Origin of the sequence: Microbacterium testaceum (genome assembly GCF_001476655.1) — a bacterium.
GTDB lineage: Bacteria > Actinomycetota > Actinomycetes > Actinomycetales > Microbacteriaceae > Microbacterium > Microbacterium testaceum_C.
Window position 1 is genome coordinate 1 of the sequence record NZ_LDRT01000133.1, and the last position, 13,598, is coordinate 13,598.

Here is a 13,598-nt window from a genome sequence, read left to right on the forward strand (position 1 = left end):
CGAACGCGGCGCGAGCGAGGACCTTGTACCCGTGCTCGGGGAAGAAGACCGTGAGCCGGTCGTCTTCGATGCCCATGACGGTGCCGGTCCCGAACTCGGCGTGCGCGACGGAGGAGTCGATGCGGATGCCGCCGTCGTCGGTGGCGCCCGCGACCTCGATCGGTGCGACCGCACCGGTGTCGCACCGGTCGCAGGAGCCGCACGACACGGGGCTGTCGACGCCGAAGTACTCCAGCAGGGCGCGGCGGCGACAATGGGTGGTCTCGGCGTAGCCCCGCATGATCTCGATGCGCGAGGCGCGGATGCGCTCCTCGGCCTCATCGCGCTCACGCACGGCGGCGACGGCGTCTCCGGCGGAGGCCTTCTTCTGCGCCGAGACGCCGTCCGCCCCCGATACGGCCAGGCCGCACGCGACCAGCTGGTTCAGGACGCGACCGATGGCCCGGGCGGTGCGGCCGCTTCTTTCGGCGACGTCCTTCGCGCGGAGCGGCTTCTTCGCCCGCCGGAGTTCGTCCCAGACCCCGGCGATATCGGCGCGCGTGGTGTGTCCGCCCGCGAAGAACGAACGCAGCGAGAAGTCCTCGGCCCGGTAGTGAAGGATCGCCCGGGCCGGCTGACCGTCGCGCGCGGCGCGGCCGATCTCCTGCGCGTACGCGTCCAGCGACTCGGTCACATCGGCGTGCACGACCACACGGACATCGCTCTTGTCGACGCCCATCCCGAAGGCAGAGGTGGCGACGACCACGTCGAGCTCGCCCGCGCTCCACGCGGAGTGGACCTCGTCGCGCCGCTTCTGAGCCATGGCACCGTGGTACGCGGCGGCGCGTAGCCCGAGCTCCCGCAGCTCGTCGGCGTAGAGCTCGGTGCCCTTGCGCGTGGCCACGTACAGCAGCGCCGGGCCGTCGGCATCCTGGACATCGGCGAGGACGGCGCGGCGTTTGTCGGCGTCGTGCTCGTGACGGCGGACGGCCATGTGGATCTCGGGGCGGTCCATTCCGCGCACCTCGAGGTGGGGATCGCGCATGCCGAGGCTCGCAACGATGTCGTCGCGGACGGGTGCGGATGCCGTGGCCGTCAGCGCGAGGACCGGCGGATGCCCCAGGGCCTCGACGGCGTCGCCGATGCGGGCGTAATCGGGCCGGAAGTCGTGGCCCCACGCCGAGACGCAGTGCGCTTCATCGATGACGACGAGGCGGACGTCGGCGCGTGCGAGCCGGTCGAAGACGTCGGGATTGGCCAGCTGCTCGGGCGCGAGGAAGGCGTAGACCGCATCGTCGCCCTCGATCGCCGCCCAGGCTGCCTTTCGCGCGGCGGCGCTCGTGCGGGAGTTGAGGGCGACCGCGGCGGGAGCGTCGGGAGCGGCGTCGATCGAGTCGATCTGGTCGCGCTGCAACGCCAACAGCGGTGAGACGACCACGGTCGTGCCCCCGAGCTCGCACCCGGCGATCTGGTACACCGCGGACTTCCCCGCCCCCGTCGGGAAGACCACGAGGGTGTCGCGTCCTCCCACGACCGCGTCGATCGCCTCGGCCTGGCCGGGCAGCAGGTCGTCCCAGCCGAACACCTCGCGGGCGGTACGGGCGGACTGTTCGAGGGTGGCGGGTGCGTTCACGGTTCCTCAATTCCTGGGGGAGGGTCCCAGCACACCCTGAACCTCCGACATCGCAGCGGGGGTTGCGAGCGGCGTCGACGTGTGTTCCCGGCACGGCCATCGGGACCGCACGCGATCGCCCGCATCGCGTAAGGCAGGGCGGGCGAGACGACGTTCTGGGCCCCGCACGGTCGCGCGAAGATCGTGCGGGGTCCCGGGCGCTCCGTCGTGTCGCACGCGCTCGGGCGGCGACGCAAGCGTCCGATCGATGTCGGAGGGGGGTGCCAGGATGCCGACATGCTCTTCGGCGACATCGAAACGGCCCTCGCGGCGGTGACGAGCACGCGCTCGCGCCTGGCCAAAGTCGACGTGCTCGCGGCGCTCCTCCACGAGCTCGAGCCGGGCGAGATCGAGCCCGCGGTCGGATTCCTCACCGCGGCTCCCCGGCAGGGCCGTCTCGGTGTCGGCTGGCGGACCCTGGCGACGCGCGGCGGATCCCACGCGCCGGTGCCGACGCTGACGGTCGGTGAGGTCGATGAGACGTTCTCCCGTCTGGTCGAGGTCGGGGGACCGGGATCCGCCACGGTCCGCACGGCCCTTCTCGACGATCTGGCCGCCCGGGCGACCGAGAGCGAGTGGCAGCTCCTGATCAGGATCATGACGGGCGAGCTGCGGACCGGCGCCCTCGAGGGTGTCCTCGTGGATGCCCTCGCCCGGGCCGCCGATCGCGACGGTGCCGCGGTGCGCCGGGCGGCCATGCTGTCCGGCGATCTCGGCGAGACCGCGGCCCTCGCCCTCACGGGATCGATCGACGAGCTCGCCGCGGTCGGACTCGTGGTCGGGCGCGGTGTGCAGCCGATGCTCGCCTCCACGGCCGCGACCGTCTCGGAGGCCCTCGATGCCGCGGGTCGCGCCTCGGTCGAGTACAAGCTCGACGGCGCGCGGGTTCAAGTGCATCGCCACGGCGACGAGGTGCGCGTGTACACCCGCACCCTCGCCGACGTCACCCATCGCGTGCCCGAGATCGTCGAGGTCGCCCGCTCTCTCCCGGTCGACGATGTGATCCTCGACGGCGAAACGCTGTCGCTCGACGACGACGGCGCTCCGCGCCCGTTCCAGGACACGATGGCGCGCTTCGGAGCCGAGACCGCGCGCGAGATCGCCCTGCGGCCGTGGTTCTTCGACATCCTGCACGTCGACGGCCGCGACCTCATCGACGAGCCTCTCGCGGCCCGGATCGACGAGCTCGATCGCGTCGCGGGGGAGTACCGCATCCCCGCGCTCGTGACCGACGACCCGGTGGCGGCAGAGACCTTCGCGCAGGCGGCATTGCACGCCGGGCACGAGGGAGTCATGGTCAAGGGGCTCGACGCGGCGTACTCCGCCGGTCGACGAGGCAAGAGCTGGCTGAAGGTCAAGCCGGTGCACACGTTCGAACTCGTGGTGTTGGGCGTCGAGCGGGGGTCGGGGCGCCGGGCCGAGTGGCTCTCCAACCTCCATCTCGGCGCGCGCGATCCCGACGGCAGCTTCGGTGAGCCCGGCGGGTTCGTGATGGTGGGGAAGACGTTCAAAGGTCTGACCGACCAGCTGCTGCGGTGGCAGACGGCGCACTTCGCCGAGCGGGCGACGGGAGAGGTACCCGGCGGCATCCGCGTGGTCCCCGACACGGTGGTCGAGATCGCGATCGACGGGGTGCAGCGCTCGGTGCGCTACCCCGGCGGCGTCGCGCTGCGGTTCGCGCGCGTCAAGGGCTACCGCTCCGACAAGTCGGCGGCCGAGGCGGACACGATCGAGACGCTGCGGGCGATGCTGCCGGGCGGTGGAGTCGGATCCTCTGTCGACGAACCCGAGAACCCCCTCGACGAAAGGACGACACCATGAGTCTGGCTCCGTGGCTCGACGGCGAGCTCGGATACCGCAGTTTCGGCGCCCCGGGTGCCCCGCGCGCGGTGTTCGTGTTGCGCACGGGCGACGTGTCGACCACCGATCCCGACGCGCGCGTCACCTCCGGGTACGACGTCCGCGTGATCGCCGTCGGTCTGGATGCCCCCGAGCTCGAGGATCCCCCGGTGTTCGGCGGGCAGACACCGGCGGGACTGACCGTCGACGCGCTGCGCGAGCTGCTCGAGCGCGAAGCCCCCGGAACGACGGTCGGGCTGGTCGGCGAGCGGGCCGCGGGGCCGATCGCGATCTATCTCGCCGCGGCCATGGGGCCGGTGATCGACCGACTGGCGATCGTCGGCGTCACGAGCCCGTCCGACCCGCTGAGTCGCGACCTGCGCACCCCGCTGCTCGATCATCTCGACGCCGAGGCGCTGGTGCTCGTCGGCGGCGAAGGCCCCGCGGCGATCACCGACGCCGAGTGGTACGTCGCACGCATGCGGTCCGCGGAGATGCAGGTGGTGCCCGACCACGAGATCGGTTCGGTGAACGGCGAGCTCACGCTCACGTCGGCCTGGGACCGGGTCCTGGCTCACGTCGCCCCGGGTGCCGCTCGGCGCTGATCCGGTCGCCCGCGCATTTCAGAACGCGGGTTGTGCGCCGCTGACGGGATCGTCTCCGGGCATGCCCGTACCCTCCGGCCGGGCCCGCCGGCGTCACCCGCGCGCGACCGCTCTCACCTGCACGACATTCGACTCCTCGTCGACGTCGACGAGGTCGGTCTGTGCCTTGAGGAAGTCCGAGAAGCTGCGGAAGCCGAGCGCTTTCTCGCTGAACGACGGGTCGAGACGCTTCATGAGGTCCTTCACCGCCGAGGCGTGCAGCCACTCGCCGTCCGCGCGCTCGCCCTCGAGTTGCATGGCCCGCTCGAGAAGGTCCACCGCGGGGTCCTTGGAGCGCTTGCGTGCCCGCGGGCGGGAGGGCGCGGCATCCTTCTTCGTGTCCGCCAGGTTCGGAATGCCGGGGAGCGAGTCGTAGGAATCGAAGCGATCGCACGCGGCGGCGAGCGACTTCGCCGTCGATCCGGCCACGCCGACCCCCACCACGTAGCGGCCCAGTCGCTTGCAGCGCTGGGCGAGAGGCACGTAGTCGCTATCGCCCGCGACGATCACCACGTGCGTCAGATCGGGGAGGCGGAACATGTCTTCCACCGCATCCACCGCCAGTCGGATGTCGGCACCGTTCTTCGCGTACGCCGCCGCGGGGAAGAGCTGAACGAGATCGACGGCGCGAGCGACCAGTTGCGAGCGGTACTCGGCGTTCACGGGCGCCGACCAGTCTGCGTAGGCGCGCGTGAGCACGAGGGTGCCGAACGACGCCGCATAATCGATCACCGCGCCGACGTCGATGGTGGCCTTGGTGAGACGGTCGGCGATCTCGGGGTCCATCGGGTTCTCGGCGATCTTCTGCCGGTCACGCGAGTAGGCGTTGCGGCCGTGCACACGGTCGTACCAGGACATGACGATGTTGTCGAAATCGAGATAGACGGCGACGCGAGGGCTCTGCGTATCGGGCATGGCAACCAGTCTCACCCGTCTGGCCGGTCAGGGCCAGTCCGCCCGCCTCGTGCCCCTCCCGCGCGGAAGGAGACCCCGCTCAGCGCTCCCCGGGGTAGACCACGCCGATCTGCCGGCGCACCTCGTCGAGGACACCCATGATCGCCACGGTCTCGTCGATCGGCAGCACGTCGCTCGAGAGGGCACCGGCCGTGACGAAGCGCTCGGCGGCCTCGGCCTGGAACTGCATCCCGCGGCCCTCGATCGAGGTCGTGTATTCCTCGATGACGTCGCCGTCGGACGTCACCACGCGGAACGAGGTCGGGGTGTACCAGACGCGGTCGATCTCGATGCGGGCTTCGGTGCCGACGATCTGCGCGGTGTTCGCCCCCGCGCCCCGTGACGACGACACCGTGGTCGACAGGGCCCCGCCGGGGTGCACGAAGAGAGTCGCGACGTCGGCGTCGCTGCCGGCATCCGAGATGCGCGCGACCGCGCTGACGCGCTCGGGCAGGCCGAGCACGTCGACCGTGAACGAGATCGGGTAGATCCCGAGGTCGAGCAGGGCGCCGCCTCCCAGTTCGAGAGCGTTGAGACGGTGGGCGGGGTCGGTGGAGATCTTCTGCGTGTGATCGGCCGAGACGACGCGGATGTCGCCGAGGGTTCCGGCGGCGATGATCTCGCGGATGCGCACCATGTGCGGCAGGTAGCGCGTCCACATCGCCTCCATGGCGAGCAGACCCTTCTCGGCGGCGCGGTCGCGGATGATCGCCGCCTCGGTCTCGCTGAGGGTGAACGGTTTCTCGACGAGGACGTGCTTGCCGTGGTCGAGGGCGAGCAGCGCGTTGTCGACGTGGCCGGGGTGCGGGGTGGCGATGTAGACGATGTCCACCGTCGGGTCGCTCACCAGCTCTTCGTACGAGCCGTGCGCGTGCGGGATGTCGTACTGCGCGGCGAATGCGCGCGCGCTCTCGATGCGGCGCGAGCCGACGGCGGCGACGTGGAGGCCCGCCGTGCGGAGGTCGGAGGTGAAGGCGTGGGCGATGCCACCCGTGGCGAGGATGCCCCAGTGCAGTCCGGTCATGGTCCCACCGTATCGGCGGCATCCGACACGGCGGGTCGCGTCTGCGCGGGAAGTCCCGGATGCCGCGGGCATAGGCTCGTCTCATGACGCCCGTCGAGCGCTTTCGCGAGCTGCTGCGCATCCCCACCGTCTCCCGCGTCGACCCCGCCGAGGTCGACACCGCGCGCTTCGACGAGTTCCATGCCGCGCTCGAACGCCTCTATCCGCTCACGCACGCGCGTCTGGAGCGTGAGGTCGTCGCGGGTCATTCCCTCCTTTACCGGTGGGCCGGCGAGACGTCCGCGTCCCCGCTGGTCCTTCTGGCGCACCAGGACGTCGTCCCGGTCGACGGGCAGCCGTGGCAGCATCCTCCGTTCGAGGCCGTGGTCGAGGGGGAGGGGGCCGAGACGGCGATCTATGCCCGCGGCGCCATAGACGACAAGGGTGCGCTCGTGGCCATCCTCGAGGCGGTCGAAGAGGCGCTGCGCGACGGCGTGGTGCCCCGGACCGATGTCTGGTTGGCGTTCGGCCACGACGAGGAGACGCGCGGCACCGGCGCACAGGCGATGGCCGCGCTGCTCGAGGAACGCGGTGTCCGACCGGCGCTCGTGATCGATGAGGGCGGGGCCGTGGTCGAGGGCGCGCTGCCCGGCGTCGCCGCCCCGACCGCGATGATCGGGGTGGCCGAGCGCGGGGTCGCCAGCTTCGACCTCGTGACCCGCGAAGCCGGCGGCCACGCCTCGACTCCACCGCGGCTGCCGGCGACGGCTCGCCTCGCGCGGGCGATCGACCGCTTGCGCCGCCGCCCGTTCCCGCTCCGGCTCGCAGACCCCGTCCGCGCGATGCTCGGCACCGCGGCGGCCCATAGTCGAGAGCCCTTCCGCACCCTCTTCCGCCGGACCGTCGTCTCCGCTCCGCTCGTCACGGCCGCGTTCTCCCGCCTCGGTCCCGAGACGAACGCCCTCGTTCGCACCACGGCCGTCGTCACCCGCCTCGAAGGCGCGGCGGGCGAGAACGTCCTCGCCACGACCGCACGGGCAACCGTGAACGTCCGCCTGCTCACCGGCGACACCCTCTCCGACGTCTCGGTCCATCTGCGTCGCGCCGTCGCGGATCCGTCGGTCGACATCGAACTGCGCAGCGGCAGCGACCCCTCTCCGGTGTCTCCGTGGCAGGGCGACGCGTGGCGCCGGGTCGCGACCGCGGTGCGGGCGACGCTGGGCGACGACGTGGTCCCCCTGCCGTACCTGCAGCTCGGGGCGAGTGACAGCCGCTTCTACACCGGTCTCACTTCGCACGTGTACCGCTTCGCGCCGTTCCACCTCACCCGGTCCGAGCGGGACGCGCTGCACGCCCCGGACGAGCGAATCCGCGTGGACTCCTGGCTCCGCGGCATCCGGTTCTATCGCGTGCTTCTCGAATCCTGACCGCGCGGACGGCCACGTCGCGCACCGGGCGAGGTGCCGGGTTATTCTCGTGTGACCGGTCACGCAGGGACCGTTGACGCAAAGAGGCGGAGCATGAGCGAGATCGATCTTCCGGATGCCACGGGCCGGGCCCCGAGCATCCGCGACGTCGCGCGTCTCGCGGGGGTGTCGTACCAGACGGTCTCGCGCGTCATCAACAACAGCCCGCAGCTGCGTCCGGAGACGGCGGCGCGGGTGCGTTCCGCGATCGCCGAACTGAGGTTCGTGCCGAACCAGGCCGCCCGCGCCCTCGCCACGAGCCGGTCGCGGCTGATCGGCGTGCTCGGCCCGCGCGCGACGACGTTCGGTGTGGCCACGATGATCCAGGCGGTCGAGTCCGCGGCCCGCGCCGCCGGGTATCGGCTCACCGTCACCAGCCTCGTGACGAGCGCGCCCGACGATGTCCGGGCCTCGATCGATCACCTCATGCAGCAGTCGGTCGAGGGGCTCATCGCCGTCGCGCCGCAGACCCGGGTCGTGCCGATCCTGGACGAGCTGCAGCTCCCGGTTCCGGTGCAGATCGTTTCGTCGACGGGCTCGACAGCGTCGTTCAACGACCAGATCGCGGGGGCACGCGCCGCCGTGCGGCACCTCATCGAGCTCGGGCACAGCCGCATCCTGCACATCGCCGGTCCCCGCGACTGGATCGAGGCGGACCACCGTATGCGGGGGTACCTCGCGGAGATGGATGCCAACGACCTCTCGCCGCGTCCGCCTGTCCTCGGCGACTGGACGGCCCGGTTCGGCTACGAGGCGGGCCGGGAGTTGTTGCGCACCGAGGACGCGACGGCGGTGTTCGCGGGCAACGACCATATGGCGCTCGGGTTCATGCATGCCGTGCGCGACATCGGTCGCTCGGTGCCGGACGACATCGCGGTGGTGGGCTTCGACGACGTCCCGGAGTCGGCGCACCTCTGGCCGCCGCTGACGACCGTCCGTCAGGACTTCCTCGGGATCGGGCGACGAGCCGTGTGGGATCTGCTCCGCGCGGTGGGGGAGGCCGGTGGCGAGGAGCTCGCGCCCGAGCCCGATCACCTGCGTCTCATCGTGCGTTCCTCCACCGCTCCACCGAGTCGCTGATCGTCACATTTCGACAACGGCTGGACGGTGCGCGAACGAGCACTTGACACCGAGGTCCGGCGGAGGGGTAGCATCACACACACGATGTGAACGGTCACATGACCGGTCACACGACCGACGGGACTCGCTGCGGAGCGGATCCGTCGAGACGAAGATGTTTCGATCGTCTTTCGTTTCGCCCCGTTGATTCGTGCGTCCGGTGTGATCTCGTCCGCAGAGACCGCGGTGGGCTCCGGGTGGAGAGACCGCGACATGAACCCAATGGAGGGAACCAGAGTGAACAAGCACAGCATGCTCAAGACGATCGCCGGGGTGGGCGTCCTCGCCCTCGGCATCGGCCTCGCCGGGTGCGCGGGAGACCGTACGGGCAACAGCGCCGGCGGTGAGCAGGAAGCGGGCGGCACCATCGGCGTCGCGATGCCGACCCAGCAGTCGGAGCGGTGGATCGCCGACGGCAACAACGTCAAATCGCAGCTCGAGGAGCTCGGTTACCAGGTCGACCTGCAGTACGCGAACGACGACATCCCCACGCAGGTCTCGCAGATCGAGAACATGATCACGACGGGTGCCAAGGCCCTGATCATCGCCTCGATCGACGGCACCACGCTGACGGACGTCCTGCAGCAGGCCAAGGACGCGAACATCCCCGTCATCGCGTACGACCGCCTCATCAACGGCACCGAGAACGTCGACTACTACACGACCTTCGACAACTACAAGGTCGGCGTGCAGCAGGCCACCTCGCTGCTCACGGGCCTCGGCGTCCTCGACGCCTCGGGCAAGGAGACCGGCGCCACCGGCCCCTTCAACATCGAGCTGTTCGCCGGAAGCCCCGACGACAACAACGCCACGTTCTTCTGGAACGGCGCGATGGACACGCTCAAGCCGTACATGGACAAGGGCGTGCTCGTGGTCCCCTCGGGTCAGACCGAGTTCGGCCAGGCGGCCATCCTGCGCTGGCTGCCGGAGACGGCGCAGAAGCGCATGGAGAACATCCTCACCGTCATCGGCGGCACCAAGCTGAACGGCGTCCTGTCGCCCTACGACGGCCTGTCGATCGGCATCATCTCCGCCCTCACCTCGGGCGGCTACGCCGCCGACGCCCTCCCGGTCATCACGGGTCAGGACGCCGAGGCCGGCTCGATCAAGTCGATCATCGCCGGTGAGCAGTATTCCACGATCTTCAAGGACACGCGCGAGCTCGCCAAGCAGGCCGTGACCATGGTCGACGACATCCGCAAGGGCGAGACCCCCGAGACGAACGACACCACGACGTACGACAACGGCAAGAAGGTCGTCCCCTCCTACCTCCTGCAGTCGACGATCGTCACCAAGGACAACTACAAGGAAGTCCTGGTCGACAGCGGTTACTACACCGAGGCCGACCTCAAGTGATCCCCGCGGGCGGGCTTCGTCCCGCCCCCACCGCCTCCGCCGCGATCGACCCGTTCGGTCGCGGCGGAGGCGCCCCACGTCTCTCATCCCCACCGGCCATGGCCGGCCCTTTCAAGGAGGACCTCGTGAGCACCATCCTCGAGATGCGCTCGATCACCAAGGAGTTCCCCGGCGTCATCGCGCTCGCCGACGTGTCCCTGACCGTCGAGCGCGGAACGGTCCACGCCATCTGTGGCGAGAACGGCGCCGGCAAGTCCACTCTCATGAAGGTGCTCAGCGGTGTGTATCCCGCGGGCGACTACCGCGGCGAGATCGTCTTCGACGGCAAGACCGTCGAGTTCAAGGACATCCGCGACAGCGAGTCCGCCGGCATCGTCATCATCCACCAGGAGCTCGCGCTGAGCCCCTATCTCTCGATCGCCGAGAACATCTTCCTCGGCAACGAGATCACCCACCGCGGGCTCATCGACTGGGATGCCACGAACCGCGAGGCCGCGAAGCTGCTCGCCCGCGTGGGGCTCGGCGACAGCCCCGATGTCCCGGTCAACGAGATCGGCGTCGGCAAGCAGCAGCTCGTCGAGATCGCCAAGGCCCTGTCGAAGGACGTCAAGCTCCTGATCCTCGACGAGCCGACCGCGGCCCTGAACGACGACGACTCCGAGCACCTGCTGGATCTGATCCGCCACCTCAAGGGGCAGGGGATCACCTCGATCATCATCAGCCACAAGCTCAACGAGATCCGCGCGATCGCCGACGAGGTCACCATCATCCGTGACGGTCGCACGATCGAGACGCTCGACGTCGCCACCGGTGGCACGAGCGAAGACCGCATCATCCGCGGGATGGTCGGCCGCGAGCTCGAGAACCGCTACCCGGATCGCGACGTCGAGATCGGCGAAGAGGTCCTGCGCATCGAGGACTGGAACGTCAGCCACCCCACGGATGCCAGTCGCACGGTCATCCACAACGCCACCCTCACGGTGCGCGCGGGAGAGGTCGTCGGCATCGCCGGTCTCATGGGTGCCGGTCGCACCGAGCTGGCGATGAGCGTTTTCGGGAGGAGCTTCGGCTCACGCATCTCCGGCAACGTCTACGTGCGCGGCGCGAAGGTCGACACCTCGACCGTCCCCGCGGCCATCCGCAGCGGACTGGCGTACGTCACCGAAGACCGCAAGGGCGCCGGCCTCAATCTCATCGACACGATCAAGCGCAACATCTCGATCGCCGGCATGCGCAAGCTCGTCAAGGGCGGCTTCGTGGACGGCGACGAGGAGTACCTCGTCGCCAATCGCTACCGCACCTCGATGAACATCAAGGCGCCGAGCGTCGACGTGGTCGTCGGCAAGCTCTCCGGCGGCAACCAGCAGAAGGTCGTGCTGTCGCAGTGGCTCTTCTCCGATCCCGAGGTGCTCATCCTCGACGAGCCGACCCGCGGCATCGACGTCGGCGCGAAGTACGAGATCTACACGATCATCAACTCCCTCGCGGCGCAGGGGAAGGGCGTGCTGGTGATCTCTTCGGAGCTGCCCGAGCTGCTCGGCATCTGCGACCGCATCTACACCCTCAGCGAAGGCCACATCACCGGCCAGCTGCCCATCGAACAGGCCACTCCCGAGGCACTCATGGTGCTCATGACGAAGGAAAAGGAAGCCGACCATGTCAGCGCTTGACAACACCGTGACCCCGCAGGGGCCCGCGACGCCGAAGGGTCCCGTCGGCGGCGGCACCGGCGGCGGTGCCGGGAGCATTCTGCAGTTCTTCACGTCGCGACTGCGCGAGATCGGCATCTTCATCGCCCTGATCGTCATCGTCCTGCTTTTCCAGGCGCTGACCGGCGGACGTCTGCTCACCGCGGGCAACGTGTCGAACATCATCGTCCAGAACAGCTACATCCTCATCCTCGCGATCGGCATGGTGATGATCATCATCGCCGGCCACATCGACCTCTCGGTCGGGTCGGTCGCCGCTTTCGTCGGCGCGGTCTCGGGTGTGCTGATCGTGCAGTGGGGTCTGCCCTGGTGGCTCGGCATCCTGCTCTCGCTCCTTCTCGGCGCCGTGGTCGGCATGTGGCAGGGCTTCTGGGTGGCGTACATCGGCATCCCGGCCTTCATCGTGACCCTGGCGGGTATGCTGCTCTTCCGCGGTCTGACGCAGATGACCCTGGGCAACACGCAGATCACCCCGTTCCCCACCGAGTACCGTGCCCTCGGCGGTGGCTACCTGTTCCCCGATCTCTTCCCCGCCGCGACCTCGCCGGCCGAGTGGATCACCGTCGGGCTCGGTGTGCTGACCCTCGTCCTGTTCGTCGTGTCGCAGGTGCGTCAGCGTGCCAAGCGCGCCGCTCTCGAGCTCCAGAACGAGCCGCAGGTCGCCTTCCTCGTGAAGCTCATCGGTGGCGGTGCTCTCATCGCCTACCTCACCTACCTGCTCGGTGTCGCCCCCGGTTCGCGGGGAACGCCCATCGTGCTCGTCGTTCTCGGCGTGCTGATCATCGGCTACTCCACCGTGATGAGCCGGAGCGTCTTCGGTCGCCACATCTACGCGATCGGTGGCAACCGCACCGCCGCGAAGCTGTCGGGCATCAACACCCGTCGCGTGGACTTCATGCTGTTCGTGAACATGGGCGTCCTGGCGGCCCTCGCCGGCATCGTCTTCACGGGACGTCTGAACTCCGCCGGTCCCGGCGCCGGAAACCTCTTCGAGCTGGATGCCATCGCCGCCTCCTTCATCGGTGGTGCCGCTGTGCAGGGCGGTGTCGGCCGCGTGGTCGGCGCGATCGCCGGTGGCCTGGTCATGGGTGTGCTCAACAACGGCATGTCGCTCATGGGTATCTCGACCGACGTGCAGCAGTTCATCAAGGGCCTCGTGCTGCTTCTGGCCGTGGCCTTCGACGTGTGGAACAAGAACCGCACGCGCGGGTGATCCATGCCTCTGCCGAGACGCCCCGACGCCCTGCGCGCCGGGGCGTCTCGTCGTTGCTGGGGCAGGATGGAGAAGTGACCCCCCGCACGCCGATCCGTCGTGCCGCAGCCCTCCTCGCGGTCGTCGCGCTCGGTCTTGCGGGGTGAACGTCGACGACCGCGCGCAGCGCCGGCTCGAGCGACGGGGTCGGGGTGATCGGCGTCGCGCTGCCCTCGACGGATGACGCCGGGTGGGAGCACGCGGGCGACGCGGTGGCATCCGAACTCCGGGATCGCGGCTATCGCGTCGACCGCACCGTCCGGGCCCGTGCAGGTCACCGTGCTCGCGGGCGACGAGAACGACGCCTGGGAGCAGCATCGTCACGCCGCGGCTCTCGAGGAGCTCGCGCCCGCGGTCACCGAGGGACGGATCGCGATCGCGTCGGGGGCGAGCTGGGCCGACGCGGCCGTCGCCGACGCCCGCTCGACGTTCCCGCCGCGGCCGAGGAACGCGCGCGGGACATCGCGCCGGACGCGTCGTCCTCGGCGGTCGTGATCCTCGCCCTCGGCGACGACGTCACCCGCGGTGTCGTGATCGCGCTCACGACCGATTCGCCCTCACCGACCCCTGCGCCGACGGGCACGCCGACCCCTGCGCCGACGGGC

11 protein-coding genes are annotated in these 13,598 nt (G+C 69.8%); 8 read left to right on the plus strand and 3 right to left on the minus strand.

Annotation, left to right across the window (positions count from 1 at the left end):
• On the minus strand, window positions 1-1,612 hold a 1,612-nt coding region (locus NS220_RS15840; protein ID WP_058624986.1), incomplete at its 3' end, for a RecQ family ATP-dependent DNA helicase.
• Window positions 1,613-1,888: 276 nt separating this feature from the next.
• Here NS220_RS15840 and NS220_RS15845 point away from each other — a divergent pair.
• Both NS220_RS15845 and NS220_RS15850 read left to right on the plus strand, forming a co-directional pair.
• Window positions 1,889-3,472 carry an ATP-dependent DNA ligase gene (locus NS220_RS15845; RefSeq protein WP_058624994.1) on the plus strand — a complete coding sequence of 528 codons (1,584 nt, stop codon included), beginning with the start codon at window positions 1,889-1,891 and terminating at the stop codon, window positions 3,470-3,472.
• Entirely contained in the window at window positions 3,469-4,095 is a 627-nt protein-coding gene (locus NS220_RS15850; RefSeq protein ID WP_058624987.1) for a hypothetical protein, read from the plus strand. Before NS220_RS15845 ends, NS220_RS15850 begins: the two co-directional genes overlap by 4 nt.
• 93 nt (window positions 4,096-4,188) lie before the next feature.
• Here NS220_RS15850 and NS220_RS15855 read toward each other — a convergent pair whose 3' ends face one another.
• Window positions 4,189-5,049 carry an NYN domain-containing protein gene (locus NS220_RS15855; protein ID WP_058624988.1) on the minus strand — a complete coding sequence of 287 codons (861 nt, stop codon included), beginning with the start codon at window positions 5,047-5,049 and terminating at the stop codon, window positions 4,189-4,191.
• A gap of 79 nt (window positions 5,050-5,128) precedes the next feature.
• Window positions 5,129-6,112, minus strand: coding sequence for a Gfo/Idh/MocA family protein (locus tag NS220_RS15860; protein ID WP_058624989.1), 984 nt, complete (start codon window positions 6,110-6,112; stop codon window positions 5,129-5,131).
• A gap of 83 nt (window positions 6,113-6,195) precedes the next feature.
• Here NS220_RS15860 and NS220_RS15865 point away from each other — a divergent pair, with 83 nt between their 5' ends.
• The 6 genes from NS220_RS15865 to NS220_RS15890 all read left to right on the plus strand — a co-directional run bounded on the left by NS220_RS15865 (window position 6,196) and on the right by NS220_RS15890 (window position 13,488).
• Window positions 6,196-7,518 carry a M20/M25/M40 family metallo-hydrolase gene (locus NS220_RS15865; protein ID WP_058624990.1) on the plus strand — a complete coding sequence of 441 codons (1,323 nt, stop codon included), beginning with the start codon at window positions 6,196-6,198 and terminating at the stop codon, window positions 7,516-7,518.
• A 93-nt stretch (window positions 7,519-7,611) separates the two neighbouring features.
• Entirely contained in the window at window positions 7,612-8,637 is a 1,026-nt protein-coding gene (locus NS220_RS15870; protein WP_058624991.1) for a LacI family DNA-binding transcriptional regulator, read from the plus strand.
• 291 nt (window positions 8,638-8,928) lie between these two features.
• On the plus strand, window positions 8,929-10,032 hold the full coding sequence (gene chvE / locus NS220_RS15875; protein WP_153004331.1) for a multiple monosaccharide ABC transporter substrate-binding protein: 1,104 nt from the start codon (window positions 8,929-8,931) through the stop codon (window positions 10,030-10,032).
• A gap of 98 nt (window positions 10,033-10,130) precedes the next feature.
• Window positions 10,131-11,702 carry a multiple monosaccharide ABC transporter ATP-binding protein gene (gene mmsA / locus NS220_RS15880; protein ID WP_058624995.1) on the plus strand — a complete coding sequence of 524 codons (1,572 nt, stop codon included), beginning with the start codon at window positions 10,131-10,133 and terminating at the stop codon, window positions 11,700-11,702.
• A complete protein-coding gene (gene mmsB / locus NS220_RS15885; RefSeq protein ID WP_242864649.1) occupies window positions 11,689-12,954 on the plus strand; it encodes a multiple monosaccharide ABC transporter permease in 1,266 nt (421 codons plus the stop codon). Before mmsA ends, mmsB begins: the two co-directional genes overlap by 14 nt.
• A gap of 219 nt (window positions 12,955-13,173) precedes the next feature.
• Window positions 13,174-13,488, plus strand: coding sequence for a hypothetical protein (locus NS220_RS15890; protein WP_058624993.1), 315 nt, complete (start codon window positions 13,174-13,176; stop codon window positions 13,486-13,488).
• Window positions 13,489-13,598: the final 110 nt, after the last annotated feature.